The organism is Dyella jiangningensis (genome assembly GCF_003264855.1).
Classification (GTDB): Bacteria; Pseudomonadota; Gammaproteobacteria; order Xanthomonadales; family Rhodanobacteraceae; genus Dyella; species Dyella jiangningensis_C.
In genome coordinates this window covers 1,831,566-1,858,257 of record NZ_NFZS01000001.1, presented here as the reverse complement: position 1 = coordinate 1,858,257, position 26,692 = coordinate 1,831,566, and the positions used below count along the sequence as shown (strand labels likewise).

The window sequence follows — 26,692 nt, the reverse complement described above, 5'->3', positions numbered from 1 at the left end:
CCTGCGGCCCCGAGCAAGACTCCCTTCACCACTGGATACTTCTCATGAACGACGCCGTCATCGCGGGCTACGTCCGCACGCCTTTCGCTTTTGCCCGCAAGGGTCCTCTCGCCACCGTGCGCCCGGACGACCTGGCGGCGATCACGCTCAAGGCACTGGTACAACGCTCCGGACTCGACCCTCGCCTGATCGAGGACGTGCTGATGGGCTGCGCCTATCCCGAGGGCACGCAAGGCGATAACGTTGCGCGTATCGCGTTGCTGCTGGCCGGCCTGCCGATCGAACTCGGTGGCGCCACGGTGAATCGCTTCTGTGGCTCGTCCATGTATGCGATCCACATGGCGGCGGGACAGATCGCCATCGGCGCCGGTGAGGCCTTCATTGCAGCGGGCGTGGAAAGCATGACCCTGGTCCCTCAGGGCGGCCTGAACTTCTCGCCCAACCCGCGCTTTGCGAGCCCGGGACATCCGGACGCGGAGATCGGCATCGAAGCCTATGTGACGATGGGTCAGACGGCGGAGAACGTTGCGCGCAAGTACGGCATATCGCGCGCGGACCAGGAACAGCTTGCCTTCGAATCGCAGCAGAAGGCCGCGGCCGCGCAGGCTGCAGGCCGCCTGAACGACGAACTCGTCGCCGTGACGACGCCCGAAGGCATCGTGGTCGACCATGACCTGTGCCTGCGCCCGCAGACATCCCTGGAAGGCCTGGCGGCGTTGAAGCCGGCCTTCGGCGGCACCGTCACCGCAGGCACGGCGTCACCGCTGACGGATGGCGCCGTCGCCGTGCTGGTGACGTCGTCCGCGTTTGCCCGCAGGCACGGACTGGACGTGCTGGCCCGAATCAAATCCACTGCCATCGCCGGCGTGGAACCGGAGCTCATGGGCATGGGTCCGGTGCCCGCGACACGCAAGGCGCTCCAGCGCGCAGGCCTTCGCATCGAAGACATCGATGTGGTGGAGATCAACGAGGCGTTCGGCTCGCAGGCCGTGACTTGCCTGCGCGAACTCGACATCGACCGCAACCGAGTGAACATCGATGGCGGTGCCATCGCACTAGGACATCCGCTGGGCGCCACCGGCGCACGCATCACCGCCAAGGCCGCGCAGATACTGAAACGCAAAGGCGGCCGCTACGCGCTGGCCACCCAGTGCATCGGTGGTGGCCAAGGCATCGCGACCATCCTTGAGGCGGTTTGACCGCCCGCGTCAACGCGAACGGGCGCGCATGGCACGCGTGCGCGCCGCCTTCTTGGCCGAGGCGGATCGGCTGGCTGCGCTGCGGTGGGCGGCGGCCTTCTTGGCCGCGGCCTTGCGCTCGGCTGGCCCCTTCGTGCGCGCCGCCTTCTTGGCAGCTGCCGAGCGGCTGGCCGAACTCCGCTTGGAAGCGGCCGTCCTCGCCTGACGCGACAGGGCCGACTTCGACGCGGATGCGGTGCTCTCGCGCTTCAATGCCTTCGTCGTAGCCCGGCTGCGGCGAGCCGACGTCTTCTTGCTCGCCTTCTTGGCCGCAGGGCGCTTGCGGGTGCTCTTTTTCGCTGTGCTGCCGCTCTTCTTCGCGGTGCTGCGCTTCTTGCTGCTTTTGTCTGGAATATCGACGCCGGCACGCCGCGCCTCCGACAGGCCGATGGCGACGGCCTGCTTGGCCGATCGGGCACCGTGCTTGCCCTGGCGGATGTGATGGATTTCCTCGCGGACGAATTCCCCGGCCTGCGTGCTGGCCGACTTGCCTTCGCGCTTGTCCTTGCGGGCACGAGCCGTGGCTTGCTTGGTAGGCATCACGCTGCTCCAGTATCGAACGGAGTCTTGATGCTGAAGGCGACACCGTGAAGCACGAGACAAGGAATGTTGAAGGTGACGGCAAGCATATCGTGCCGTGGAGGCGGGTATTTCACGGGTTTCAGGGGAAACAGCGGCGGGCCACCAGGCAGAGAAGCGGTTTTTTGTAGGAGCGCACCCGGTGCGCGAAAAGCCTACGAAGCGAGGAAACCGCAACGCCCATCGCGCACTGGGTGCGCTCCTACAGGAGGGCGAATCGGTTCCGATGTCCCTGTGCGCGACAGCCGAACGGAGAGAGACGTCCCCGCCCTGCGGTCGCGCCAGGGTGCGCTCCCACACGAAACAAGCAAGCGAAACGCTCTCGCGTCACGACCCTTCTCAGGCCATCAGGCCTTCCGCGGGATCCTCCGCCGCCACGAAACCGCCGGTCTGGCGACGCCACAGGCGTGCATAGAGGCCACCGTGCGCGATCAGCTCGGCATGGCTGCCGGTTTCCACGATGCGGCCCTTGTCCATCACCACCAGTCGATCCATGCGGGCAATGGTGGAAAGCCGGTGCGCGATGGCGATCACCGTCTTGCCGCGCATCAAGAGCTCCAGGCTGTCCTGGATGGCGGCTTCAGCTTCCGAATCCAGGGCCGAGGTCGCCTCATCGAGGATGAGAATGGGCGCGTCCTTCAACAGCACGCGCGCGATGGCAATGCGCTGGCGCTGGCCGCCGCTGAGTTTCACGCCACGCTCGCCGACGTGTGCGTCGTAACCCACGCGCCCTTCCCCATCCACCAGCTGCGGGATGAACTCGTCCGCCTTCGCCTTGCGCACGGCCTCGATCACCTGCGCCTCGGTGGCATCCGGACGCCCGTACAACAGGTTGTCGCGAATGGAGCGATGCAGCAGCGAGGTATCCTGCGTCACCACGCCGATCTGCGCGCGCAGGCTTTCCTGCGCCACCTTCGCGATGTCCTGTCCGTCGATCAGTATGCGGCCACCCTCCAGGTCGTAAAGGCGCAGCAGCACGTTCACCAGGGTGGACTTGCCCGCGCCGGACGGACCGACCACGCCGATCTTCTCGCCGCCACGCACATCGAGGTTGAGCCCCGAGATCACGCCGCCCTGCTTGCCGTAATGGAAGTGGATGTCGTCGAAGCGCACGCCGCCTTCGGTGACTTCCAGAGGCATGGCGCCCTCATGGTCCTGCACGGTGCGCGGCTTGGAGATGGTCTCGATGCCGTCCTGCACGGTGCCCACGTTTTCGAAGATGCCGTTGACCACCCACATGATCCAGCCGGACATGTTGTTGATGCGGATGACCAGGCCGGTGGACAACGCGATGGCGCCCACCGTCACCTTGCCCTGGCTCCACAGCCACAGCGCCAGCGCCGAGGTGCCGACGATGAGGAAGCCGTTGAGCGTGGTGATGGTGGCGTCCATCGCGGTGGTCAGGCGCGTCATCGCGCGCATGCGCTTGATCTGCTCGCCCATCGCGTCCGCGACGTACTGCTCTTCGCGCTGGGTATGTGCGAACAGCTTGAGCGTGAGGATGTTGCTGTAGCCGTCGACGATGCGGCCCATCAGGCGCGAGCGAGCCTCGGACTGCTTCCACGAACGGTCCTTGGTGCGCGGCACGAAATATGCCAGCGTCGCCACGTACGCACCCAGCCACAGCACCAGCGGCAACGCCAGCCACACGTCGGCCTTGGCGAACATCACGATGGCGCTGCCGGTATAGATCGCCACGTACCAGATGGCGTCCACGATCTGCACCGCCGATTCGCGCAGCGCACCGGAGGTTTGCATGATGCGGTTGGCGATGCGGCCCGCGTAGTCGTTCTGGAAGAAGCCCAGGCTCTGGCGGATCACGTAGCGATGGTTCTGCCAGCGGATGCGGTTGGTGAGGTTCGGCACGATTGCCTGGTTCACCAGCAGATCATGCAGCCCCATCAGCACCGGCCGCGCGATCAACGCCACGATGCCCATCCAGATCAGTTCACGGCCGTGCACGTGGAAGAAATCCGCCGCCGCGGTGCCCTTGGCCATGTCCACGATGCTGCCGATGAAGCCGAACAGCGACACCTCGACGATGGCCACGCCGAAGCCCACCACGATGGCGGCGGCGAATACCGGCCATACCTGGCGCAGGTAGAACAGATAGAAACGCCACACCGATGGCGGCGGCATGCCGTCGACGGGTTCCTTGAACGCGTCGATCAGCGATTCGAACCAGCGGAACACCATGGGGAGTCGTCCTTGGAAAGCGGGCGGGCGCAATAAACCTGAGTAAAGGCGCAGGGCCTGAGATTCAACCCAAAGCTCCTGCCTCTGCAGGAGCGCACCCAGTGCGCGACCGCGGAGTTCGAGCGCCCAGCGTGCCCGAGGGTTGCGGTCGCGCACTGGGTGCGCTCCTACACAGGAGGGCCCCGCCACTTGCACTCTGGAAAAGTTGCGATATATCTTAAGACTGTTACTTACGATATATCGGAGTTTTACCCATGAGATTCCATCACTGCTTTGACCACCACCATCAGCACCACCACGAAGGCCGCGAGGCCTGGATCCGCGAGGCCATGGGCTTCGGCCGCGGGCGCGGCTTTGGCCGCGGCTTCGGCGACGACGAGGGCCTGGGCGGCTGGGGCGGCATGGGCGGGCGCTTCCGCGGCGGCCGCGTGTTCGGCCACGGCGACCTCAAGCTCATCCTGCTGTCGCTGATCGCCGAACAGCCGCGCCACGGCTACGAGCTGATCCGCACCATCGAGGAGATGTTCGACGGCGCCTACGCACCCAGCCCCGGCGCGGTATACCCCACCCTCACCCTGCTGGAAGAACTCGGCCACGCCAGCGTCAAGAACGACGACGGCAAGAAGCTCTATTCGATCACCGAGGAAGGCAAGGCATTCCTTGCGGAAAACAAGGACGCCGTCGACGCGGTGATGTCGCGCATGGAGCAGACCGCCAAGATGTTCGCCCGCGCCGCCGCTCCGATGGCCTTGCGCGAGGCCATGCACAACCTCAAGCGCGCACTGTTCATGCATGGCGGCCCGTGGAATGCGGCCGAGGTGAAGCGCATTCGCGACATCATCCAGAAGGCGGCCGACGAGATCGCCAAGGGCGGCAAGGATGCCTGAGCGCACGCCCGCCGCCTTGCCCGACGCCCATGCGGCGCTGGCGCAGGCCGGATTGCGCCCCACGCCGCCCCGCCTGGCGATCTGGCAGGTATTGCATGAAGCCAACGACGAGCCCGACGCAGTGGACGTACTGCGTCGGGCGCAGTCGCTGGAGCCACGCACCAGCCTGGGCACGGTATATCGCTTTCTGAGGGAGCTGGAGTTGCTGGGCCTCGCTACCTCGCAACCCGTATCGCATGAACGATCGCGATGGAGGCTCGCCGATACAGCCGCAGGCCGTGGATCGCCGCGGCAACAGGCCGCGGTAGCGGCCATCGCTCAGCTGGCGGCGGCGTTTGGTTACACGTTGGTGCCGAGCACAGGTCGCGCACAGGCGCGCTAGGTGCCCTGCTCCCGCACACGGTCACGCCTCGACGCCAACCGATCCGCCAATCGCGTCGGCTCAGGCAACCGGTATTTCGTGCAGAACGAAAGCACCAGTTCGGGTGCCGACTCCATGCTTACCCGATGGCCGGGCGAGACGATCAGCGGGCGGATCTTGTCCTTGCTGCGCAGGACGCTGGCGATCACCTTGTCGCGGTAGCGCAGCGGCACACGTTCGCCACGCGATGGTCCCAGCTCGCCGTGCGTGCCGACCAGGATCGACTTGGCCACGCCGATGGTGGGCAGGCCGGTCACCACGCCCAGGTGCGCCGCGATGCCCAGGCCGCGCGGATGGGCGATGCCGTGGCCATCCACGAAGATCAGATCCGGCACGCCGGCCAACGCCTGCAGCGCCTGCAGCACGGTGGGCAGTTCGCGGAACGAGAGAAGTCCGGGGATATACGGCATGCACGTGGGTCGCCTCGCCACGATTTCCTTCACTGGCAACAGCGTCTTCGCATCGAGCAGGACGGCCGCGGCGCGTGTCACGGCGCCACCGTCTTCAAACCCCACATCGACGCCGGCGACATGCCGCAGGGGTGGGAAATCGTCTTCCAGACGCACCTTCGTGGCCAGTTCCAGTTGCAGCTGCCGTGCCTTGGCGACGTTGCCGTCCCAGGCGGGAATCAGATCGGGCGAGAGAGGCATCTTCATCAGCACAGCGTGAACGTGGCGCGCTGAACGGCGCGTCAAACCCAATTATTCATTGACCCGTCCGGCATGCGACCGGATCATGCCGTCATGCCTATCGCGTTCCGCTTGCTGCTGACACTTTTCCTCGCCGTCGCCGGCGTCTCGCCCGCCATCGCGCAGAGCAACAACAACCAGGCGACGGCGCAGATTCCGCAGGCCACCCTGGCCACGCCCGACCAGCTCGGCGCGCAGCTCGACCAGATCAAGCAGGCGATCACGGACAAGGGCAAGCTCACCGACAGCCTGCTCACGGATGCGCGCAGCAAGGCGGCCACCGTACAGCAGCAGGCGGAGCAACTCGCCGCCAGCCTGGTGCCCCAGGTCGACGCAATGAAAGCAAAGCTCGACGTGCTGGGTCCCGCGCCGGTCAAGGGTGCGCCGCCCGAAGCGCCCGAAGTCGCCGCGCAGCGCAAGCAGCTCACCAAGGACAAGACCGACCTCGACGGCCAGCTCACGCAGGCCAAGTCGTTGAGCCTGGAAAGCCAGCAGCTCATCACGCAGATCGCCGGCCTGCGCCGCGACCTGTTCCAGGCGCAGGTTTTCCAGCGCACCGCCTCGCCACTGGCGAAACCGTTCTGGTCGCGTCTTGCGCAGAACCTGCCGGACGATCGCGCCAGCCTTGGCTTGTTGGGTGCGTCGATGCAGGGTGCACTGGCGCAGGCGTGGCAGCCGGCCAACCGTGTGCCTTTCATCCTGTGCCTGCTGGCAGCAATCGCGCTGCTGGTGGTCGGGCGGCGACTGCTCGAACACAAGGTGCTGGATCTGGCGAGCAAATACCTGCCCTCCGGCCATCTGCGCCGCAGCGCCCTGGCGCTGATCATCACGCTGATCACCATGCTCACGTATGGCATCGCCGCGTGGCTGATCTATCTCGCCGTGAACTGGAACGGCGTCTTCGACGAAGAACTGGATGATCTCACCAAGCCGCTGGTGCGCCTGACCTTCATCGCGGCGAGCATGGCCGGCATCGGTCGCGCGATGCTGAGCGTGAGGCGCCCTTCGTGGCGCCTGCCGCCAATCTCGGACGATCTCGCGCGGCGGCTGTCGCTGTTCCCCGCACTGCTCGCCCTGAGCATGCTGCTGCTGGGCATCGTGGAGCAGATCACCGGCGACATCGGCGCCAGCCTGGGTACGGCCATGGCCGCCAACGCGCTGGCGGCCACGGTGATCGGCCTGCTGCTCGCCTCGGCGCTGGTGCGCATGGGCAAGGCGCGCCGCGCGCTGATCGCCAGCGGCGGCACGCCGGCCAAGCGTCCGCTGTGGGTAGGCCTGCTGGTCGCGGCCGCCTTCATCACGACGGTGATCGTGCTGGCGGGCGTACTCACCGGTTACATCGCGCTTGCGTTCTTCATGGCGCGGCAGGCGATGCGCGCGGGTTTCCTGATCGCGTTGCTCTATCTGCTGATGCACCTGGTCAACGACCTGTGCGAATCGCTGCTGTCGCCCGATTCGCGCAGCGGCCAGCGCATGCAAGACACCTTCGGCATCGCGCCGGCACGGCTCGAACAGGCCGCCACGGTGATTTCGGGCGTCGCGCGTGCCTTCCTGCTGCTGTTGGCGGTGCCGCTCGTGCTGGCGCCCTACGGCGCAGGCACCAACGAGCTGATCGATCGTGGTTCGCAGCTGTTCGCCGGCCGCTCGCTGGGCACGCTGACGATCAATCCGACGAGCATCTTCAACGCGATGCTGGTATTGCTGGTGGGCGGCGTCATCGTGCGCCTGATCAAGCGCTGGCTCGGTACACAGCTGTTGCCCAAGACCACGCTGGATGTCGGCATGCAGTCGTCCATCGTCACCCTGCTCGGCTACGTGGGCGGTGTGCTGGTGTTCGTGCTGGTACTGGGCGCGCTGAAGGTGGATGTGCAGAGCATCGCCTGGGTGGCCAGCGCGCTCTCCGTCGGTATCGGTTTCGGCCTGCAGGCGATCGTGCAGAACTTCATCTCAGGCCTGATTCTGCTGGCGGAGCGGCCGGTGAAGGTCGGCGACTGGGTCAGCATCGCCGGCGTGGAAGGCGACATCCGCCGCATCAACGTGCGCGCCACCGAAATCCAGCAAGGCGACCGTTCGACGGTGATCGTGCCGAACTCGCAGCTGATCACCCAGAACGTGCGCAACGTAACCATGGCCAACGCGCAGGGCCGCGTGCAGATCCGCCTGCCGATGCCCTTGAGCACGGATCCGGCCAAGGTGCGCCAGATCATCTTCGACATCCTCCGCAACCATCCTTCCACGCTGGATACGCCCTCGCCCAACGTGCAGCTGGACAGCATTGACGCGGGCTCGCTGCTGTTCGTATGCACGGCCTACGTGAACAACCCGCGCGATGCCGGCAATACGAAGAGCGATCTGTTGTTCGAGATCATTGATCGCCTGCGCCAGTCGAACATGCCGCTCACCACGCCGCAGGACATGGTGGTACGCACGATGCATCCGGAAAATACCGCTGGCGCGCCGCAGCCCACGACCATCGTGCCCGGCACCAAGACCTGACATGGCGCACGTGTCGGCCTAGACTCCCGGCACCGCCCGGAGCCAGCCGATGGGATTCCACGCCGTCGCCCCCGCACCACCGCTCGATGCCCTGGTTGCCCGCCTGTGGGACTGGGACATGCCGCCTGCCGCGCATCACTACGAGCGCGTGCTGCCGGTGCCGGGCGCTGCGCTCATCATCAATCTTCACGAGGATGAAACGCGCGTCTACACCGACGACGCCGAGCGTCGTTGCGTGCGTGCGCCGGCAGCGGTGATCGGCGGCCCCTGCCTGCGCAGCCAGATCATCGACACTGCCGAGCAGATACGCGTGATGGGCGTGGTGTTCCGTCCCGGCGGCGCGCATGCGCTTACCGGCGAAGACCACGAATCGCTGATGGCGCGCGATATCGGGCTGGAGGACATCTTCGGCAGTCGGGCGCGCGGCCTGCGCGAACGACTGCTCGATACCCCTGATGCCATGCAGCGCCTTGGCGTGCTGGAGCGCTGGTTGCTCGCGCACATGCACATGCCCCGCCTCGCACCGGAGGTGCTGCATGCGCTCTATCGCATCGGTGCCTGTCCGCAGGTGGCCCGCATCGGTTCGCTGGTGCGCGAAACGGGATTATCCGACTATCGTTTTGGACGGCTGTTCCGGCGGCAGGTGGGCATGGGCCCCAAGCGCTATGCGCGGCTACTGCGCTTCCGCGCGGTGGTGGAAACGGTGCATCGCTGCGGGACCGTGGATTGGAGTCGCGTGGCAGCTGATGGCGGCTACGGCGACCAGTCGCATCTCGTGCATGAGTTTCGTGAATTCGCCGGCATGACGCCGACGGCTTTCATGGCGGCGCGCGGGCCGTATATGAATCATCTGCCGCTGGATTGAATGGTTCAGTTCGGTGACCGGGGTGCCGCGGACGCAGGGAATCCGTAGCGCTGCGGTCGCGCACTGGGTACGCTCCTACATGAGGGGCGGGGGCGTGGCTACAATCGGTTGCTCCTTGCTCGGGACTGCGCCATGCCCAGTGACCTGTTCTCCGCTTCGCCTGCCAAAGGTCCCGCCGCCCGCGTTCGTGTCGGCATCGGCGGCTGGAACTTCGCGCCGTGGCGCAACAACTTCTATCCGTCGGGCCTCGTGCAGCGGCGCGAGCTGGAATACGCCAGCCGTCACCTGCGCGCGATCGAGATCAACGGCACGTTCTATGGCGCGCAAAAACCGGCCACCTATGCGAAATGGGCGGCCGAAACGCCGGAAGGCTTCGTCTTCTCGCTCAAGGCGCCGCGCTACATCACCGAAGGCAAGAAGCTGGCCGGTACGGCGCGGGGCATCGACGGTTTCGTGTCCGGCGGGCTCGCGGAATTCGGCGATCGCCTCGGTCCCGTGCTGTGGCAGCTGCCGCCGTCGCGACCGTTCGATGCCGATGACCTCGCAGCGTTCCTCGATCTGCTTCCGCGCGAACTCGACGGGCAGCCCATGCGGCATGTGCTGGAGGTGCGCCACAAGAGTTTCCTCGACGAGCGTTACGTGGAACTCGCGCGGGAACACCGCATCCCCACCGTGTTCACCGATTCGCCGAAATATCCATCGCTCGCGGACCTCACCGGCGACTTTGCGTATGCACGGTTGATGCGCAGCGAGTCGCATATCGATACCGGCTACGCCGCGGATGACCTAGACACCTGGACGGCGCGCGCCCTCGAGTGGGCCGAAGGTGGCGACCCCGCCGAACTACCCCACGTGGCGGCGACCACGAAGAAGGCGAAGGCGCGCGACGTCTTCATCTACTTCATCAGCAGCGCCAAGGAACGCAACCCGGCGGCGGCCATGGCCTTGCAGCAGCGGGTGGACGCTTCGCGCTGAGAGCCGGCGCCGGCGACAGGACGACCGGCACATGAAACCTCCTGTGGTGGCGATACATTGGCGCCACTTCCAGGAGGCCACCATGCGATACGTCTTGCCTTACGCAATGACCCTGCTTGCTGTTGCCGTGACCGTGCCGGCGCAGGCCACCGATGATGTCGCCACGCTGATCCGCCGGCAGTCCCAGGAATTTTCCGACGCATCGGCCTCCAACGACACGGCGACGCTGTCGAAGTACCTGGACGACCGCGTCATCTTCATCAACGAAGGTGGCGACATCGCCACCAAGAAGGACATCGTGGCGCCCGGCCCGGCCGGCCCGAAGAACGTCAGCAACCACCTGGTGCAGACCGATTTCAACATCGAGATCCATGGCAACGTGGCGGTGACGAGCTTCACCGACAATGCCACCGTCAAGGTCGGCGAGCAGACCATGACGCCGCGCTTCCGCTCCACCGAGGTGTGGCTCAACGAAGGCGATGCGTGGCGGATGATTTCCAGCCAGACGGTGGCACTGTCCGATGACCCGCCGGCCCATGCGCTGAACGCGGCCGAGATGGATCAGTACGTCGGCACCTACGAGGCCGCGCCCGGACTCAGCGTCGCCATCACCCGCCAGGGCGGCCAGCTGTTCAGCGCGACCAACGGCGCCAAGCCCACGCCCTTGCTCGCGGAAGTGCGCGACGTGCTGTTCACGCCCGGGCAACCCCGGGCAAGGCGCGTGTTCGAACGCGACGAGCAGGGCAAGGTCACCGGCTTCCATTCGCGCCGCGAAGGCCATGGCGTGGAGTTCAGGAAAATCGGCTGAGTCGCGATGCCTGGCATGGCGTGGCCCCGGCTGCGCTGTGCGCACGACGCGACCTGGAGAAGCGTAAGCTTTACACTCGCGCCTTCGCCACGAAGCGTCCGCCCATGCGCGCACTCAAACCCATTGTCCTGCTGGTCGTGCTGGCCATCGCTGCCCTCATGTGGGGGCGTCATGCGCCCGAGCCCTCGCCACCCGGCGGCCTCGCCGTACCGCATGAAGCGGGCACGGCGTTGCCTTCGTTCCTTCCGCCCGAGGCGGCGGACGTGCTGTCGCGCATCGCGCGCGGTGGGCCGTTCGAGCATCGGCAGGACGGCGTGGTGTTCCAGAACCGCGAGGGCCGGCTGCCACGCGAGCCCGAGGGTTACTACCACGAGTACACGGTGGCAACGCCCGGCCTGGACTATCGCGGCGCTCGGCGCATCATCACCGGCGGCACGCCACCGGTGACGTATTACTACACCGACGACCACTACCGCACGTTCCGCCAGTTCGAGGTAGCCCGATGAATGCGCAGTTCGATCTCGACTTTGGCGATGCGGCGCACAGCGGCATCTTCTTCGTCACCTCGGAAGATCTCGAACCGCTGGCCGAAGCCGCGGGCATGCAAGGCCTGCGCGTCTGCCGCATCGACCTTGCCGCTTACACCGATCGCGACGGACTGTTCGATCGCCTGGCCCAGGCACTGCGCCTGCCGGCCGATTTCGGCCGCAACTGGGATGCGCTGGCCGACAGCATGCGCGACCTCTCCTGGCTGAAGGCACCCGGCTTCATCCTGCTGTTCGACCACGCCGAAGGCATGCGCGACACGCACGAGGAAGACTTCGACACCCTGCTCGACATCCTCGAGGAAGCCGTGGACTACTGGCAGGACGCCGGTTCGCCGTTCTTCGTATTTTTCGCGCTGCCCGAAAGCGCCTTCGACGACGTGGAAGAATAGGGCCCGTCGATGCTATCCGCGTATCTCGCGGGGTTCGTCCGTGGCCATTCAGTGGCAGTGCGTGGCGCGGGCCTGGCTGGCGGCCAGGTCAACCCACGCACTGCCGCTGGGCGATCACGGACGGATCACCCTTCGGGGCGGGGCTTGTTGCCCACCATGCCGCGTCATCCCTCGGTCGTGTACTGACGTACACTCCCTCTCTCTTCCTTGCCTGGCGGGCAACAAGCTCCCGGCGCGAGCCACGCAAATAGCATTGATAGGCCCCATGCACGAGCTCGAATTTGAACTGGACCGCGACTACGTGGAACTCAACCAGCTGCTCAAGCTGGTGGGCCTGTGCGACAGCGGCGGCGCCGGCAAGGCCATCGTGGCCAGCGGCGTCGTTTCCGTGGACGGCGAGCAGGAGCTGCGCAAGACCTGCAAGATCCATGCGGGCCAGGTCGTGCAGGTCGAGGACATCGTCATCCACGTGCACGCGGCGGAGTGACACCCTTCATTCGGCCGCCGGCAGCTCCGCGAGCTTGCGGTCCAGATCGGGATGCGCTGGCAGGCGGATGCCGAACTCGTCCCGCATTACCTGCTTGATCTCGTCGACGCCCGCCAGTGCGCGGCGCACCGATTCGCCGCCGGTGTGGTGCACCACGAACTCTCGATTGCGCAGGCCCAGTCGGCGGTCCGCCAAGGTGCGGGCCATGATCAGGCTGTGCAGGAAGTGCGATTCGGGATACGTCGAGGTGTAGTGGTTCGCCACCACGTAGTCGATCGTCGGCCGCGGTTGCAGGTCGAAACGGTAGAGCGTGCGCCACTCGTCTTTCACCTGTGCCTGCATGCGCCATTCGCCCTGCCGGTGAAGCAGGCGGAACGGTTCGTTGCCGGTGGGTTGCTCGATGTCCGGCTGCAGCTTGAGCGCGCCGCTCAATGCCATGCTGCCGAAGCCGACATCGACCAGCCAGCTCTCGCCGGCCAGTTCCACGCGCAGCAGCATATGCGTCTGCGCCACCACGGCATCCTCCGGCTTCATCCACAGCACGCGCGCGATCAGGCCCGACACGTCGTAGCCGAGCGCACGCAGCACCTGCAGCAGCAGGCCGTTCTGCTCGAAGCAGTAGCCGCCCCGGTGCTCGTGCACCAGCTTGCGTTCGATGTCCGCCGTCTCCAGCGATACCGGCAGGCGCAGCAGCGGATTGAGATTTTCGAATGGAATGGCTGCCACGTGCGCGGTGGTGATCGTACGCAAGGTGGCCAGGTCGGCGGTCACCGGTCCGTCGTGGCCGATGCGGCGCAGGTACGCGTTCAGGTCGATCACATGGCTCATGCAGATACCCATGGGGACGTGGGACGCGCACCATAACACCGCGTTGCCGCCGGTTTCGCACGCCGGCTTCGTGCCGGTGAGAGCATGCGCGTAACCGCGGGCGTCCCGGCGACGAATAGATGGGTGACGGCCACGGCTTGCGTGGCCGCTTCCTGCCCGTCCGATGGAGCGTTCCGTCATGACCATCCGCCGCTTTTCCCTGTTCCCCGCCCTGGCCGGCCTGCTTCTGCTGGCCGGACTCGGCGCCTGCAGCCTCGCCGCCGGCACTGACGCTGCCACCCTGCCCGATCCCGCCGTGGACGCCGCTCCCCAGCAGGGCGACCAGGTGGCCGTGCTCGCGGGCGGCTGCTTCTGGGGCCTGCAGTCGGTGTTCGAGCACGTGAAAGGCGTGAAGAAGGTCTGGGCCGGTTACAGCGGAGGCGAGGCTGGCACGGCGCAATACGAGCGCGTCAGCGACGGTGACACCGGGCATGCCGAGTCGGTGAAGATCCTCTACGACCCGGGCAAGGTGAGCTACGGGCAACTGCTCAAGGTGTACTTCTCGGTGGCGACCGACCCCACCCAGCTCAACCGCCAGGGCGCGGACGTGGGCACGCAGTACCGCTCCGTCATCTTCTACGGCAACGACGAACAGAAGCGCGTCGCCACGGCGTATATCGAGCAGTTGAAGGCGGCGCATGCGTTCGCCGATCCGATCGTGACGCAGGTGGCGCCGCTCAAGGCGTTCTACGTCGCCGAGGCATATCACCAGGATTACGCCGAGCGCCATCCGAACGAACCCTACATCCTGTTCAACGATGCGCCGAAGGTGGTGCACCTGAAGCAGCGGTTCCCCGCGCTGTATCGCCCGGCGGAACAGGTGGTGGCGGTGGATCTGCACTGAGGGTGCGTGGCTTTTCTTGGGAGCGAACCCCTTGCGCGACAGGCGCATGCATCGGTGAACTGCGGCTCCGCGGTCGCGCACTGGGTGCGCTCCTACGTGGGGAGCGAAACCGGCAGGGCTGATGCCTCGCGCTGTACTGTCTGGCGCGGAACAGGTGTGGCGGTGGATCTGTACTGGGCGTGCATGGCTTTTTTTGTGGGAGCGCACCCTGTGCGCGATAGCCGCGCGCATCGGCGAACTGCGGCTCCGCGGTCGCGCACTGGGTGCGCTCCTACGTGGGGAGGGAGACAGCAGGGCTGATGCCTCGCGCTGCACGGTCCAGCGGAATAGGTGTGGCGGCGGATCTGTACTGGGCGTGCATGGCTTTTTTTGTGGGCGCACCCTGTGTGCGATAGCCGCATGCATCGGTGAACTGCAGCGCCGCGGTCGCGCACTGGGTGCGCTCCTACGTGGGAGAGACAGGCAAGGCTTGATGCGCGGGACTTCGGTGCTGCCGGGGTTGGGGTCGCATCGAACTGCAGCGTAACTTGTAGGAGCGCACCCAGTGCGCGACCGCAACGCCACGCCGTCCACGCTTCGTAGGCTTGTCGCGCACTGGGTGCGCTCCTACAAGGGAAAGTTGCTCAGACTTCCGGCGGCACCAGGCGCAGGTGCGAATTGCCCTGCCGCTTGCCCACGGTCATTAGCTGCACGATTTCCTCGGGCTCGATCGGCCTGGAATAGAGATAGCCCTGGCCTTCCGTGCAGCCGGCGCGCAGGAGGAAGCGGTGCTGCTCCTCGGTCTCGATGCCTTCGGCGATCGGGCTGATGCCGAGTTTGCGGCATAGCGTGAGCATGGTTTCCACGATGGCGCCGTCGCTTTCATCCTCCGGCAGGCCCGCCACGAAACTCTGGTCGATCTTGAGGTAGGCGATGGCGCGCATCTTCAGGTAGCTCATCGACGAATAACCGGTGCCGAAATCGTCGATGGCGACGCCGACGCCGAGTGCGTGCAGCGCGTGCAGCGTGCGCTCCATCTCTTCGCCCAGGCGCAGGATCGCACCCTCGGTGATTTCCAGCATCAGCCGCTCGGCCGCCAGCCGCTGCGATTCCAGCAGCGCGCGGATGTCGTCGACGAAGTTGGCCTGCCCGAACCAGTGGGCCGACACGTTCACGGCCATGCGCAGCGGCGGCAGGCCGAGATGGTCCCATTCGGCCAGTTGCCGGCATGCGGCCTGCAGCACCCACTGGTCGATGCGGCGAATCAGGCCCAGCTTCTCGGCCATGGGAATGAACTCCACGGGCGGGATGCGTCCGCGCACCGGGTGATGCCAACGCAACAGCGCTTCGACCGCCACGACGCGCCCGCTGCGCATCTCTACCGTGGGCTGAAACTGCAGGTGGAACTCGTCCTCCGCCAAGGCCTTGCGCAGCTCCGAGGCGAGCGCGATGCGACGACGGGCATCCGCCTGCATGCGGGGCGAGTAGAAGCGGAAGGCGTTGCGCTCTTCCGTCTTGGCCGCGTACATGGCCGCGTCCGCATTGGTGATGAGCGTGGGCACGTCGGTACCGTCCAGCGGGTAGCACGCGATGCCGATGCTCGCGCTCAGCGCGAGCTCGTAGTCGCCGACGACCACCGGCGCGGCCAGCGCAGTGAGCAGGCGCCCGGCCATCGCGCTGGCTTCTTCGCGCGTGTAGAGGTCGTCCATCAGCACGGTGAATTCGTCGCCACCGATGCGGCCGGCGAGGCCCTTGTCGCCCAGCTCGTAGGCGATGCGCTCGGCCACCTTCACCAGCAGGTGGTCGCCGATCGCATGGGTGTAGCTGTCGTTCACGGCCTTGAACGCGTCCAGGTCGATGAACAGCACGGCGATCATGCCGCGATCGCGTTCGGCTGCCGCCACCGCCTGCACGCAGCGCCGCTCGAACTCCGCACGATTGGCCAGGCCGGTGAGCGGATCGTGCGCGGCCATGTACTGCAGGCGCTGTTCGTTGGCCTTGGCGGTGCTGATGTTGTTGATCACGGCCACGTAGTGCTGCACCTGCCCTTCCGCCTCGCGGATGGCGCTGATGCTGAGCCATTCGGGATAGGTCGTGCCGTCCATGCGACGCGTACGCACTTCGCCGACCCAATTGCCTTCCGTGTAGATCGTCTCCCACACGGAATCGGGCAGCGGCGAGCCGTCCGGCATGCAGCGCAGGTCGTCGAAGCGCACGTCCTGCAGCGCCTGCGCGGTGAAGCCGGTCATGCGGATGTGCGCCGCATTCACCCGCGTCACGCGCCGGTCGGCGTCGGCGATGATCACGCCCTCGGCGATGCTGGCCATGGCCTCGGAGGCGATGCGGCGCTGCTGCTCCAGGCTCACGCGTTCGGTGATGTCGCGCATGATCGACTGGTGCACGCTCTGCGTACCCCAGTACGCCACGCTGCTGCGCATTTCCACGGGGCGCATCTCGCCATCGCGGGTATGCAGTTCACCCGTCACCGCACCGTCGGAACGGTGCAGCAGCGGCACGAACAATTCAGGCAAGGCCTTGCCCATCAGCGCTTCCATGCTCAGCCCGGTCCACTGCATCGCCGTGCGGTTGGCGCCGAGGATCCGCCCGGTCGCTTCGTCCACCATGACGATGGCGTCCGCCGCGCTGTCGAACAGCAGGCTGTAACGCTCTTCGGTACCGCGAATGCCGATCAGGATGCGTCGCGCCATCACCAGCCACAGCAGCAGCGCGAGGCTGGCGACCAGCACCACGCTGCCGAACAGCACGCGCCCCAGCCACATGGCGCCCTGCGCGACCTCGAGCGAGAAACGCTTGGTCAGCGGCTCCAGTTCGTCGTTGAGGGCGTTGATGCGCGCGAGCCTCCGCGCGGTTTCAGGCTCGTCCGGCGACCCGTGCCTCGCCGCCTGCTTGAGCTCGTCGGCGATCGCGCCCAGCTGCTTCAGCGGAACGTCCGCCGCGCGCCATACGGCGACCGCCTCGTGCATGTGCGATACGTGGGTGCAGCAGCGCAGCATGAAGATCATGCCGGGCTTGGCCTGGGGCATGATCTTCCCGCGCTCGAACGCGCGATCCACCTCCCCACGATCATAGGTGCCGGACGCGATCGCATCGCGCGCCCAGCCATCGGACATCAGCAGTCCGTAATTGTCTTCGAATGCGGCAAGGCGTTCGGCATTGCCGGTTTCCGCATAGATGGAAAGGTCGATCACCGCCTGCTTCTGCGCCTTGCTCCAGACACTCTCGCCGTTGAGAAACCCGGCGAGAGTGACCTGGACCTGGAGTGCTCCCCAGGTAAACAAGAGGATCAGGCCGATGACGGCCACCAGCCCATAGGCCAGTGGCCTCAAGCGTCGTTCCAGCGGTCTTAGCGAGGTGCTACGGATGGAATCCATGGCGTCCCTTTTACACGACCACCTCATTAAGCTACATCTCGCCTCATCACGGTGTCGACGACGAGGCGGCTCGCGTCATGCAGCCTGCTCCTCGACTTCCTTCATTTGCGGCTGCAACAGGCAGCGCTCCAGCCCGTAGTGCAGGCTGAGATAACTGCGCTCGACGCATTCGCGCAAGTGCTCAACGGCTTCCGGCGCCGGACGGCTGCCCATCAAGGTGCAGACGATCTCCAGCGCCTCCCAAGGATGGGTATCGTCATAGGCGGCGTGCAACTGAAGCCAGCGCAGGGTGGCCTTGCGTCCTGCCGACGGCAGGCTCTCGGCATACGCCACGCTGTCGTAGACCTTCTGCGACCACTCGCCGGTCACGCCCTCGATGGCGTAGTTGGTCGCCAGCATGCCGGCGGCCAGGCTGTCCTGCCCGCATACCTCGAGGCACCACTCGGTCGCCGCCTGCGTGCCGCGCGGCGGACGACCATCGAGCACCTCTGCGCGAGGCACGCCCGAACCGTCGGCCCAGTCCAGCCAGTACTCGGCATGGTTCTGTTCCACGCGGATGTTGCGCACCAGCCAGCGGCGCGCCATGTTGTCGCCGGCACTGCGCCCGTACTGCGTCTTCAGCAGGTTCAGCGCCATGAACGATGGAAAGCGCTCGATCAGCGACCACGTGCCAACCATGAAGTTGCGCATGGTGACGGCGTCGATGCGTCCCTCGCCCATGAGGTCCCACATCGCGTGGTCGCGGACGCGCCGGCGGGCGGGTTCGCAGGCCGCGACCAGATCCTGTGCCCATTGGGGGTAGCTCGACAGGTCGCCCAGCGGTCCGGTGCGTTCGAAATGAGTGTTCATGCAGTTCTCCTAGGATCGAAAAGAAACCGTCAGCCCCAGCCGACGGCCCCGGCGGAAGCGCCAGGAAACTGCATAGTGGTCACCCCTGGTTTCGCGTGCGACACCCGCTTGATCTTTTATCTCAACAATTGTGTATAATTTGTTGATTTTATTATTAAACTGCAAAGAGCACGAGCGCCGATCAAGGCACAAAAAACCGCCCGGCGCGTGCCGGGCGGCGGAGTCGGTTCTCGTCAGAACAAAGCGCCGAGCACCAGCACGATGCCCACGACCGAGGCAGCCCACACCAGCGTACGGAGGTAAGGGATGCCGATCGCGTACACCGGCAGGTAAACCACGCGCGCCCAGAAATACAGCTGCACGCCCAGCACGGTATGGGCATTGCCGCGTTGCGCCAGCACTACGGCGAGTACGGCGGCCACGAAGAAGCCAAAGGTCTCGAGAAAGTTCCGGGTGGCGCGATCCGCCCGTGCCGCGGCGCCGCTCAGCGGCACCACGTCACCATCCCGGTTGCTTGCGTTCCAGCCCAATCCGCGTTGCAGCGTGGACAAGGTGGTCGCCACCACCACATACACCAACCCCAACACTATCGACCAAGCCAACACCTGCAGTTCGACCGGCATGTCGCACCTCCCCGTTGGATGTGCGGGCATGATGCGCCTGGGCTGGCGGTGGCACCAGCTACGGTCGTGCGGCCCGGGCCACCGCGCGAGCCAGGTCGGCAAACAGCGCGTCGCGCTGAGGCGCAGGCATGGCCGAGTCGCTCAGGAAGGCGGCCACGATCACGGCCTGCCCGTCCGGCCAGGTCAGGATACCGATGTCGTTGTACGCCGCTATGCGTCCCCGCTGCGTACCCGACGTGCCGCTCTTGCCGGCGAAACGCACGCCCTGCGGGACACCGGCGCGCAGGCGATTGGGAAGGGTCTGCTCGGCCATCAGGTGCTGCAGGCGCTGCGTCGATGCCGGCGACAACAGTTCGCCGCCCTGCAGCTTGCGCAGGAACTCGACCGCAGCCGCCGGCGTGCTGCGATTGCGTGGATCGGCGAGGAACGCCCGATAGCCTCGCTCGCGACGCTGGTCGAAGGCCTGTTCGCTTTCGTCCGACGGAATCGGCTGCCCGGGCCGCACGTCGTTGAAGACTTCGTTGACGCCGCCTTCGCCCAGATCCACCCGCATGCCCTTGAGGCCATGCGCCTGCAGGAACGCCGTCACTTTCTGCGGCCCGCCCAACACGCGCAACAAGGCGTCCACCGCCGTGTTGTCGCTTTCCGATACCGCGCCCCGCAGCAGACGCCCGATGGTGAAGCTTGTCTTGCCCGCGGCCAGTTGCGCGCCAATCGAAGGCACGGCGGAGCCGTCACGCAGGTCAGTACGCGCCAGCGTCACCTCCTGCTCGAGCGACAGCGACCCTTCTTCGACCTGGGCAAGCACCGCCGCCGCAACCGGCGCCTTGAACACGCTCATCATGGGAAAGGCTTCGTCCGTATGCACGCCTGCGCGCGCACCGCTGCCCATATCGAGCACCGCCACACCGAGCGTGCCGGGCCTTGCCCGCTGCACCGCCACATCCAGTGCCTGCTGGAGTCGACTGGTTTCACTGGAAGCGGCAACTTCACGCTCGGCAGCCATCACCGTCTGCGGCCACTGGCCTGCCACGGCGACAGCCATGAGGCACAAGCAAAGGCAAAGGGGAAAACGTCTCATGGGATCCATCCTGATCGAAGAAAGGACTGTAGGAATCTTGCATGGCAGCGTGGCGAAACCGGGGCACGCGTGAGCCGGTCTGCTGTAGGAGCGCACCCAGTGCGCGATCGCGGACTGGCATCTTGCCCCAGTCTGCGGTTGTCGCGACGAGGCAGGATGAAGTACATCGCCACGCTGCGGTCGCGCACTGGGTGCGCTCCTGCAAATGGCAAACACGGGCCTTTAGCTCGGCGATGCGATGCGCCACTTAGCGGCCCAAGCCTACGCACTACCCTCGATCAGGCCCCGCAGGAGCGCCCGAGACAGGACGCGGACTGGCTGGGCGTAGTCCAGGCAACGCCACACGGGATGCCTTTCTCTTTGGCATTGCCACCTTTACCGGTGGTTACTTTCTCTTGGGCAAGCAAGTGAAAGTAACCTGAGCCGTGGCGGCTCGGGAGTCCGCAGCAGGCGAACCATCAAGCGGTATCGCTGCAACCGGAAACCGAGGCCCAGGGTCCCGGCCTACGCTGGGACGACGAACATGCAGACCGATGCGAAAGGCTGTCGCGCACAGGGTGCGCTCCTACAAAATCACGAGGTCAGAGCATCGGCAACTTCAGGCCCTGCTTTCTCGCGCACTCGATGGCGATCTCGTAGCCCGCATCGGCATGACGCATCACGCCCGTACCCGGGTCGTTCCACAGCACGCGCGCGATGCGCTTGTCGGCCGCTTCGCTACCGTCGCACACGATCACCACGCCCGAGTGCTGCGAATAACCCATGCCCACGCCGCCGCCGTGATGCAGCGACACCCACGTCGCGCCGCCGGCCGTGTTCAGCAGGGCGTTGAGCAGCGGCCAGTCGCTCACGGCGTCCGAGCCGTCCTTCATCGATTCCGTTTCGCGGTTCGGGCTCGCGACCGAACCGGTGTCGAGGTGATCGCGGCCGATCACGATCGGCGCCTTCAGCTCGCCCTTGCGCACCATCTCGTTGAACGCGAGGCCGAGCTTGTGGCGCAGCCCCAGGCCCACCCAGCAGATGCGCGCCGGCAGGCCCTGGAAGCGATGCGCTCCCGCGCCATGTCGAGCCAGTTGTGCAGGTGCGGATCGTCGGGAATCAGTTCCTTCACCTTCTGGTCGGTCTTGTAGATGTCTTCCGGATCGCCCGAGAGCGCCACCCAGCGGAACGGACCGACGCCGCGGCAGAACAGCGGACGCACGAAAGCCGGCACGAAGCCCGGGAACGCGAACGCATTCGCGAGGCCTTCGTCCTTCGCCATCTGGCGGATGTTGTTGCCGTAGTCGAACGTGGGAATGCCCTGCGCGTGGAACGCGAGCATCGCTTCCACGTGCGTCTTCATCGACTGCTTCGCGGCCTTCGCCGTACCGGCCGGATCGCTCTTGCGACGCTCGAACCACTGCTCCACGGTCCAGCCTTGCGGCAGGTAACCGTTGACTGGATCGTGCGCGCTGGTCTGGTCAGTCACCGCATCCGGGCGCACGCCGCGGCGCACGAGTTCCGGCAACACATCGGCCGCATTGCCGAGCAGCGCGATCGACTTCGCTTCACCCGCGGCGGTGTACTTCGCGATGCGCGCCAGCGCGTCATCGAGATCGGTGGCCTGCTCGTCGACGTAGCGCGTCTTCAGGCGGAAGTCGATGCTCTTCTGCTGGCATTCGATGTTCAGCGAGCAGGCGCCCGCGAGCGTCGCCGCCAGCGGCTGCGCGCCGCCCATGCCGCCAAGGCCGGCGGTGAGGATCCACTTGCCCTTGAGGTTGCCACCGTAATGCTGGCGACCCATTTCCACGAACGTCTCGTACGTGCCCTGCACGATGCCCTGCGAGCCGATGTAGATCCAGCTGCCGGCCGTCATCTGGCCGTACATCATCAGGCCCTTGCGATCGAGCTCGTTGAAGTGCTCCCAGTTCGCCCATGCCGGCACCAGGTTCGAGTTGGCGAGCAGCACGCGCGGCGCATCCGCATGCGTGGGAAACACGCCGACCGGCTTGCCCGACTGGATCAGCAGCGTTTCGTTTTCGTCGAGATCCTTCAGCGACGCGAGGATCGGATCGAAGCATTCCCAGTTGCGCGCGGCACGGCCGATGCCGCCGTACACCACGAGTTCGGCCGGATTTTCCGCCACTTCCGGATCCAGGTTGTTCTGCAGCATGCGGAATGGCGCCTCCGTGAGCCAGCTCTTGCAGCTCAGCTCGGCGCCACGCGGCGCGCGAATGGTACGGGTGGTGTCGATACGGGTCGGAGCGTTCATGGGAAGCATCACAGCCGGAGAAAACCCGATTGTGGCGAGCCATGGCGACAGCCGCAAACCGCAGTGCGGCAAACCACGGCGCCGCGGGACGAAAGTGCCCCGCCATCTGGCTGATTGAACGGCGGTTCCGGCGTGACAAGGTGGCAACGGGGATCCGGGCTCAGCCGTCAGCATCCTGATGGGAGAACCTCCATTCAAACAGTTCAGGAGGCGGCCGGGCATTGATGTCCGAAAACGGCGAGTCCGTGCGACGGAGGAGTGCTAGCCTGCGTCCATGGCTGATACCCGCGACCACGACCTTCTCGATATCCGGACCTGCGAGCAGGCCCGGCTGAGCCGCGATGCGCGCTTCGATGGCTTGTTCTTCACCGCCGTCACCAGCACGCGCATTTATTGCCGACCGGTGTGCCCCGCTCCGTCGCCGAAGTCGCAGAACGTGCGCTACTACGGTAGCGCAGCGGCGGCCGAAGCGGCGGGCTTTCGTCCTTGCCTGCGCTGCCGGCCGGAACTCGCACCGGGTAACGATGCATGGCAGCGCGGCGACCACGTCATCGCACGGACGCTGAAACTGATGGAAGAAGGCGCACTCGACGAATCGTCGATGGAAGCGATGGCCGAGCGCGTGGGCTTGGGTGCACGACAGCTGCGGCGGCTGTTCGTGGACCGCCTCGGTGCACCGCCGATCAGCGTGCACACCACGCGGCGCCTGCTGTTCGCGAAGCAACTGCTGACCGAAACGGCGATGCCGGTGACGGAAGTGGCGCTCGCGTCGGGTTTTCGCAGCCTGCGGCGCTTCCATGCCGCGTTCCAGCAGGCCAATCGCATCGCCCCGCGCGATCTGCGGCGCCATCCCGCCGCGGTGCGCGGTGACGCGATCGCGCTGCGCCTCGGCTATCGACCGCCGTACGATTTCGAGGCGATGCTCGCGTTCCTGCGCGGCCGTTCGCTGCCGGGCGTCGAGCTCGTCGACGAACACAGCTATTCGCGCGTGTTCGGCCCTGCGGAGTCGCCGGGCTGGCTGCGCCTGAGCGCGTGGCCGGGCGACGACCACGCGCTGCGCCTGGAACTGCATTGCCCGCAACCGGCGCGCATGCTCGCCATCGTGACGAAGCTGCGGCGCATGTTCGACCTGGACGCGAATCCGCAGTCGATCGGCGACGCGCTCAGGCAAAGCGCCGTGCTGAAACCGCTGTGGCGCAAGCGCCCCGGCCTGCGCCTGCCCGGCGGATGGGACGGTTTCGAGATCGCCGTGCGCGCGATCCTCGGCCAACAGGTCAGCGTCGCTGCGGCGCGTACGCTGGCGTCGCGCATTGTGCAGCGTTATGGCACGCCGGTCGTCACCGGCGTACCGGGGCTGGAGCGCCTGTTTCCCGGGCCCGAGGCACTTGTCGACGTGGACCTGCGCGAGATCGGCCTGACCACCGCACGATCCGCGACCGTGCGCGGCGTCGCGCAGGCGTTGCTGGATGGACGCATCGATTTCCGCAGCGAACAGCCGCTGGACGAGTTCGTCGAACGCTGGGTCGCGTTGCCGGGCATCGGCGAGTGGACGGCACATTACATGGCGATGCGTGCATTGAGCCACCCCGATGCGTTTCCCGCGGCCGACCTGATTCTCCGGCGCGCCGCAACGGGCGACGGCTCGACCTTGAGCACCAAGGCGTTATCGTCGCTCGCCGAGGCCTGGCGTCCATGGCGCGCGTATTCGGTGATGCATCTGTGGCGCAGCGCCAGTGACGCCGCGAAGGCAGCGACGAAAAGGTGAACTGATGTCCGAGGTCATCTGGTACGACGAAATGACCACGCCCGTGGGCGTGCTGCGCCTGGTCGGCGATGTGCATGGACTGCGCGAGATCTGGTTCGAGCGTGAACGCCATCCGAAGAAACCCCACGCAGGCTGGCAGCGCGCGAGCGAACCGCTTGCCTACGCCAGAAAGCAACTGGGAGAATATTTCGCCGGCACGCGGCAACAGTTCGAGCTGCCGTTGTGCCCGCATGGCACGCCGTTCCAGAAACAGGTGTGGTGGGAGCTGGCGCGCATTCCATATGGCACCACCATCAGCTACGGCGAACTGGCACGGCGCATCGGGCAACCGGCCGCCATGCGCGCGGTGGGCGCCGCGAACGGGCGCAATCCGCTGCCTATCGTGCTGCCCTGCCATCGCGTGATCGGCGCAAACGGCAGCCTCACCGGCTTCGGCGGCGGCCTGCCGACCAAGCGCTATCTGTTGTCGATGGAAGACCGCATCGCTCGCGGCGATCTGTTTGGTGCGCAGCTACGCATGGTCTGAGGCGCTGCCGTTGCGCGGTGCCGTGCGCACGGATTGATCAGCGCCCGCTGTCGACGGGTGGCGTGACGGCGTTGCGATACGAATCCATGTAGCCGCGCTGGCTCGCCTGGTAATGGCCTTGCGGCTTGGCGGCTTCGGCGGTGGTGTTCACCGCGACGGTCGCTTTCACGCTAGAGGTGGACGCCTTCTTCGATGACGGCGTCGCGTGCTCATGCGCTGCAGCATGCGACGACGTGATGGGGTCCCCTTTCTGTGTCGCGACAACGGATGACGATGCAGCGGGCTGTTGCTGCGCATGCGCGTCACTCGTCCACACGCATGCGCCGAGCGTCGAGAGCAATGCGATGCAGGAGAAAAGACGTGTAATGGTCATACGGCTGGGTAATGATAGGGGCTTTGTTTTCATAGTACGGACCCGCGTATGAAAATCCTGTTTCGCCTGTTGCTCTGCTCGTTGGTAGCGATCAGCGCCGGTTGCGCCACTCAACACACGCCACCCACCGCCGCCGCCACGAGCCAGGCCACCAAGGCGAAGCCCGCTCCCTTGCCGCTGCTGTTGATTTCCATCGACGGCTATCGCGCCGACTACATCGAGCGCGGACTCAGCCCCACCTTGTCGGAACTGGCGAAGACGGGCGTGCATGCCGCCAGCATGCAGCCATCGTTTCCTTCGCTGACGTTCCCGAACCACTACACGATCGTCACCGGTCTGCGCCCGGATCACCATGGCATCGTCAACAACACCATGTTCGATCCCGCACTCGGCCGCTTCTCGCTGGGCAACCGCAACGCCGTGGGCGATGGCCGCTGGTGGAACGAAGGCACGCCGCTGTGGGAAACCGCGGGCCAGCACGGCCTCAAGAGCGCGACGATGTTCTGGCCAGGATCGGAAGCGGATATCCACGGCAGGCACCCGGATTACTGGAAGACGTACGACGGCAACGTTTCGCCCGACCAGCGCGTTGACCAGGTGCTGGCATGGCTGGACATGCCCGCCGGCGAGCGGCCCACCTTCCTCACCCTGTACTTCGACGAAGTGGACCATGCCGGCCACACGTTCGGGCCGGACACGCCGCAGGTCGACGATGCACTGCGCAGCACCGACGCAGCCATGGCGCGACTGGTACAGGGACTGAAGCAGCGCAAGCTGCTCGATCGCATCAACCTCATCGTGCTCGCCGACCACGGCATGGCCACCGTGCCGGCGAAGAACAGCGTGATGCTGGACAAGGTGATCCCGCTGACCCGCGTGGATGTGGTGAGCCTGGGCGTGCTGGTCGGCCTCAATCCCACGCCGGGCCACGATTTTTCCAAGATCGAAGCCCAGCTTGAAAAGCCGCAGAGGCACATGACCTGCTGGGACAAGTCGCGCGTACCGGCGCGCCTGGCCTACGGCAGCAACCCGCGCGTGCCGCAGATGCTGTGCCTGGCCGACGTCGGCTGGCGCATCACCACCAGCGATATCGCGAAAAAGCGCAAGAACACGTTCAGCCTCGGCGAACATGGCTACGACAACGAAGCACCGCAGATGCAGGCACTGTTCGTCGCGCACGGGCCGGCGTTCCGCGAAGGCGCCAGCGTGCCCTCGTTTCCGAACGTGGACGTCTATCCGCTGATGACCCATCTGCTCGGCCTGCCGCCTGTCGCGAACGATGGCGACTACAACGCGGTGAAGGACATGCTCAAACCCGAGGCGCAGTAAAGAAACGCGCCTTCCGAACTGTGGGAGCGCACCCAGTGCGCGACAGACCTGCGAAGCTGCGACCCGGCGACTCCGCGGTCGCGCACAAGGTGCGCTCCCACAAGTTCTCTCGCTGGAGACGATCCCGTGCGGACATCTCTACGCAGATCTTCTTCTGTAGGAGCGCACCCAGTGCGCGAAAAGCCTACGAAGCGCTGACACCACGACACTGTGGTCGCGCACAAGGTGCGCTCCC

At 66.0% G+C, this 26,692-nt stretch carries 23 protein-coding genes and 1 pseudogene; 14 read left to right on the top strand and 10 right to left on the bottom strand.

The annotated features are described in order from the left end of the window. The first annotated feature begins 44 nt into the window (after window positions 1-44). Window positions 45-1,199: a thiolase family protein gene (locus CA260_RS08310; RefSeq protein WP_111982269.1), complete on the top strand. Its 1,155-nt coding sequence runs from the start codon at window positions 45-47 to the stop codon at window positions 1,197-1,199. 9 nt (window positions 1,200-1,208) lie between these two features. Here CA260_RS08310 and CA260_RS08305 read toward each other — a convergent pair whose 3' ends face one another. Together CA260_RS08305 and CA260_RS08300 are read right to left on the bottom strand one after the other, a co-directional pair. After that, window positions 1,209-1,778, bottom strand: coding sequence for a DUF6496 domain-containing protein (locus CA260_RS08305; protein ID WP_111982268.1), 570 nt, complete (start codon window positions 1,776-1,778; stop codon window positions 1,209-1,211). A 378-nt stretch (window positions 1,779-2,156) separates the two neighbouring features. Then, window positions 2,157-4,010 carry an ABC transporter ATP-binding protein gene (locus CA260_RS08300; protein ID WP_172461802.1) on the bottom strand — a complete coding sequence of 618 codons (1,854 nt, stop codon included), beginning with the start codon at window positions 4,008-4,010 and terminating at the stop codon, window positions 2,157-2,159. A gap of 257 nt (window positions 4,011-4,267) precedes the next feature. Here CA260_RS08300 and CA260_RS08295 point away from each other — a divergent pair, with 257 nt between their 5' ends. Beyond that, entirely contained in the window at window positions 4,268-4,900 is a 633-nt protein-coding gene (locus CA260_RS08295) for a PadR family transcriptional regulator (RefSeq protein ID WP_111982266.1), read from the top strand. Continuing rightward, window positions 4,893-5,282: a Fur family transcriptional regulator gene (locus CA260_RS08290; protein ID WP_111982265.1), complete on the top strand. Its 390-nt coding sequence runs from the start codon at window positions 4,893-4,895 to the stop codon at window positions 5,280-5,282. The genes CA260_RS08295 and CA260_RS08290 overlap by 8 nt, the downstream gene beginning before the upstream one ends. Here CA260_RS08290 and nfi read toward each other — a convergent pair. Continuing rightward, a complete protein-coding gene (gene nfi / locus CA260_RS08285) occupies window positions 5,279-5,971 on the bottom strand; it encodes a deoxyribonuclease V (protein WP_111983066.1) in 693 nt (230 codons plus the stop codon). The genes CA260_RS08290 and nfi overlap by 4 nt on opposite strands. A 93-nt stretch (window positions 5,972-6,064) precedes the next feature. Here nfi and CA260_RS08280 point away from each other — a divergent pair, with 93 nt between their 5' ends. The 7 genes from CA260_RS08280 (at window position 6,065) to CA260_RS08250 (ending at window position 12,578) form a co-directional block, all read left to right on the top strand. Then, window positions 6,065-8,506 (top strand): DUF3772 domain-containing protein, encoded by a 2,442-nt coding sequence (locus CA260_RS08280; RefSeq protein WP_111983065.1) that lies wholly within the window; start codon window positions 6,065-6,067, stop codon window positions 8,504-8,506. A 49-nt stretch (window positions 8,507-8,555) separates the two neighbouring features. Beyond that, window positions 8,556-9,371, top strand: coding sequence for a helix-turn-helix domain-containing protein (locus tag CA260_RS08275; protein WP_111982264.1), 816 nt, complete (start codon window positions 8,556-8,558; stop codon window positions 9,369-9,371). A 132-nt stretch (window positions 9,372-9,503) separates the two neighbouring features. Further along, window positions 9,504-10,346: a DUF72 domain-containing protein gene (locus CA260_RS08270; protein ID WP_111982263.1), complete on the top strand. Its 843-nt coding sequence runs from the start codon at window positions 9,504-9,506 to the stop codon at window positions 10,344-10,346. An 82-nt stretch (window positions 10,347-10,428) separates the two neighbouring features. Next, window positions 10,429-11,154, top strand: coding sequence for a DUF4440 domain-containing protein (locus CA260_RS08265; protein WP_172461751.1), 726 nt, complete (start codon window positions 10,429-10,431; stop codon window positions 11,152-11,154). Between the two features lie 104 nt (window positions 11,155-11,258). Next, the gene (locus tag CA260_RS08260; RefSeq protein WP_111983064.1) at window positions 11,259-11,660 is read left to right on the top strand and encodes a ribonuclease domain-containing protein; all 402 of its coding nucleotides are present in this window, start codon (window positions 11,259-11,261) and stop codon (window positions 11,658-11,660) included. Beyond that, a complete protein-coding gene (locus CA260_RS08255; protein ID WP_111982261.1) occupies window positions 11,657-12,091 on the top strand; it encodes a barstar family protein in 435 nt (144 codons plus the stop codon). Before CA260_RS08260 ends, CA260_RS08255 begins: the two co-directional genes overlap by 4 nt. 265 nt (window positions 12,092-12,356) lie before the next feature. Beyond that, window positions 12,357-12,578, top strand: a complete 222-nt coding sequence (locus CA260_RS08250) for an RNA-binding S4 domain-containing protein (RefSeq protein WP_111982260.1) — start codon at window positions 12,357-12,359, stop codon at window positions 12,576-12,578. Between the two features lie 6 nt (window positions 12,579-12,584). Here CA260_RS08250 and CA260_RS08245 read toward each other — a convergent pair whose 3' ends face one another. Then, a complete protein-coding gene (locus CA260_RS08245) occupies window positions 12,585-13,406 on the bottom strand; it encodes an arylamine N-acetyltransferase family protein (RefSeq protein ID WP_111983063.1) in 822 nt (273 codons plus the stop codon). Between the two features lie 178 nt (window positions 13,407-13,584). Here CA260_RS08245 and msrA point away from each other — a divergent pair, with 178 nt between their 5' ends. Next, on the top strand, window positions 13,585-14,289 hold the full coding sequence (gene msrA / locus CA260_RS08240; RefSeq protein WP_111982259.1) for a peptide-methionine (S)-S-oxide reductase MsrA: 705 nt from the start codon (window positions 13,585-13,587) through the stop codon (window positions 14,287-14,289). Between the two features lie 623 nt (window positions 14,290-14,912). Here the strand turns inward: msrA and CA260_RS08235 are convergent. The 5 genes and pseudogenes from CA260_RS08235 to hutU all read right to left on the bottom strand — a co-directional run bounded on the left by CA260_RS08235 (window position 14,913) and on the right by hutU (window position 22,464). Beyond that, window positions 14,913-17,660, bottom strand: a complete 2,748-nt coding sequence (locus CA260_RS08235) for a putative bifunctional diguanylate cyclase/phosphodiesterase (RefSeq protein ID WP_172461749.1) — start codon at window positions 17,658-17,660, stop codon at window positions 14,913-14,915. A gap of 75 nt (window positions 17,661-17,735) precedes the next feature. Next, window positions 17,736-18,509: a TenA family transcriptional regulator gene (locus CA260_RS08230; RefSeq protein WP_111982258.1), complete on the bottom strand. Its 774-nt coding sequence runs from the start codon at window positions 18,507-18,509 to the stop codon at window positions 17,736-17,738. 233 nt (window positions 18,510-18,742) lie between these two features. Continuing rightward, a complete protein-coding gene (locus CA260_RS08225; protein WP_111982257.1) occupies window positions 18,743-19,132 on the bottom strand; it encodes an MAPEG family protein in 390 nt (129 codons plus the stop codon). Window positions 19,133-19,190: 58 nt separating this feature from the next. Further along, the gene (bla, locus tag CA260_RS08220) at window positions 19,191-20,213 is read right to left on the bottom strand and encodes a class A beta-lactamase (RefSeq protein ID WP_111982256.1); all 1,023 of its coding nucleotides are present in this window, start codon (window positions 20,211-20,213) and stop codon (window positions 19,191-19,193) included. Window positions 20,214-20,794: 581 nt separating this feature from the next. Then, window positions 20,795-22,464: pseudogene (gene hutU / locus CA260_RS08215) on the bottom strand (urocanate hydratase). Window positions 22,465-22,738: 274 nt separating this feature from the next. On the opposite strand from hutU, the gene CA260_RS08210 reads away from it, so the two are divergent. Both CA260_RS08210 and CA260_RS08205 read left to right on the top strand, forming a co-directional pair. Next, window positions 22,739-24,229, top strand: coding sequence for a DNA-3-methyladenine glycosylase 2 family protein (locus CA260_RS08210; protein WP_111982255.1), 1,491 nt, complete (start codon window positions 22,739-22,741; stop codon window positions 24,227-24,229). Between the two features lie 4 nt (window positions 24,230-24,233). Continuing rightward, a complete protein-coding gene (locus tag CA260_RS08205) occupies window positions 24,234-24,755 on the top strand; it encodes a methylated-DNA--[protein]-cysteine S-methyltransferase (protein WP_111982254.1) in 522 nt (173 codons plus the stop codon). A 37-nt stretch (window positions 24,756-24,792) separates the two neighbouring features. On the opposite strand, the gene CA260_RS21435 is transcribed toward CA260_RS08205, so the two are convergent. Next, the gene (locus CA260_RS21435; RefSeq protein WP_272946562.1) at window positions 24,793-24,924 is read right to left on the bottom strand and encodes a hypothetical protein; all 132 of its coding nucleotides are present in this window, start codon (window positions 24,922-24,924) and stop codon (window positions 24,793-24,795) included. A gap of 252 nt (window positions 24,925-25,176) precedes the next feature. On the opposite strand from CA260_RS21435, the gene CA260_RS08200 reads away from it, so the two are divergent. Next, complete coding sequence (locus tag CA260_RS08200) at window positions 25,177-26,457, top strand: ectonucleotide pyrophosphatase/phosphodiesterase (protein WP_111982253.1); 1,281 nt, start codon at window positions 25,177-25,179, stop codon at window positions 26,455-26,457. Window positions 26,458-26,692 lie beyond the last annotated feature (235 nt).

Excerpts from the sequence above, each read along its gene's own strand:
- msrA (WP_111982259.1), top strand. The coding sequence starts at position 13,585 with ATGACCATCCGCCGCTTTTCCCTGTTCCCCGCCCTGGCCGGCCTGCTT.
- CA260_RS08305 (WP_111982268.1), bottom strand. The coding sequence starts at position 1,778 with ATGCCTACCAAGCAAGCCACGGCTCGTGCCCGCAAGGACAAGCGCGAA.
- CA260_RS08275 (WP_111982264.1), top strand. The coding sequence starts at position 8,556 with ATGGGATTCCACGCCGTCGCCCCCGCACCACCGCTCGATGCCCTGGTT.
- CA260_RS08225 (WP_111982257.1), bottom strand. The coding sequence starts at position 19,132 with ATGCCGGTCGAACTGCAGGTGTTGGCTTGGTCGATAGTGTTGGGGTTG.
- CA260_RS08310 (WP_111982269.1), top strand. The coding sequence starts at position 45 with ATGAACGACGCCGTCATCGCGGGCTACGTCCGCACGCCTTTCGCTTTT.
- CA260_RS08270 (WP_111982263.1), top strand. The coding sequence starts at position 9,504 with ATGCCCAGTGACCTGTTCTCCGCTTCGCCTGCCAAAGGTCCCGCCGCC.
- bla (WP_111982256.1), bottom strand. The coding sequence starts at position 20,213 with ATGAGACGTTTTCCCCTTTGCCTTTGCTTGTGCCTCATGGCTGTCGCC.
- CA260_RS08235 (WP_172461749.1), bottom strand. The coding sequence starts at position 17,660 with ATGGATTCCATCCGTAGCACCTCGCTAAGACCGCTGGAACGACGCTTG.
- CA260_RS08295 (WP_111982266.1), top strand. The coding sequence starts at position 4,268 with ATGAGATTCCATCACTGCTTTGACCACCACCATCAGCACCACCACGAA.
- CA260_RS08200 (WP_111982253.1), top strand. The coding sequence starts at position 25,177 with ATGAAAATCCTGTTTCGCCTGTTGCTCTGCTCGTTGGTAGCGATCAGC.
- CA260_RS08205 (WP_111982254.1), top strand. The coding sequence starts at position 24,234 with ATGTCCGAGGTCATCTGGTACGACGAAATGACCACGCCCGTGGGCGTG.
- CA260_RS08265 (WP_172461751.1), top strand. The coding sequence starts at position 10,429 with ATGCGATACGTCTTGCCTTACGCAATGACCCTGCTTGCTGTTGCCGTG.
- CA260_RS08210 (WP_111982255.1), top strand. The coding sequence starts at position 22,739 with ATGGCTGATACCCGCGACCACGACCTTCTCGATATCCGGACCTGCGAG.
- CA260_RS08280 (WP_111983065.1), top strand. The coding sequence starts at position 6,065 with ATGCCTATCGCGTTCCGCTTGCTGCTGACACTTTTCCTCGCCGTCGCC.
- CA260_RS08290 (WP_111982265.1), top strand. The coding sequence starts at position 4,893 with ATGCCTGAGCGCACGCCCGCCGCCTTGCCCGACGCCCATGCGGCGCTG.
- CA260_RS08230 (WP_111982258.1), bottom strand. The coding sequence starts at position 18,509 with ATGAACACTCATTTCGAACGCACCGGACCGCTGGGCGACCTGTCGAGC.
- CA260_RS08250 (WP_111982260.1), top strand. The coding sequence starts at position 12,357 with ATGCACGAGCTCGAATTTGAACTGGACCGCGACTACGTGGAACTCAAC.
- nfi (WP_111983066.1), bottom strand. The coding sequence starts at position 5,971 with ATGCCTCTCTCGCCCGATCTGATTCCCGCCTGGGACGGCAACGTCGCC.
- CA260_RS08245 (WP_111983063.1), bottom strand. The coding sequence starts at position 13,406 with ATGAGCCATGTGATCGACCTGAACGCGTACCTGCGCCGCATCGGCCAC.
- CA260_RS08260 (WP_111983064.1), top strand. The coding sequence starts at position 11,259 with ATGCGCGCACTCAAACCCATTGTCCTGCTGGTCGTGCTGGCCATCGCT.
- CA260_RS08255 (WP_111982261.1), top strand. The coding sequence starts at position 11,657 with ATGAATGCGCAGTTCGATCTCGACTTTGGCGATGCGGCGCACAGCGGC.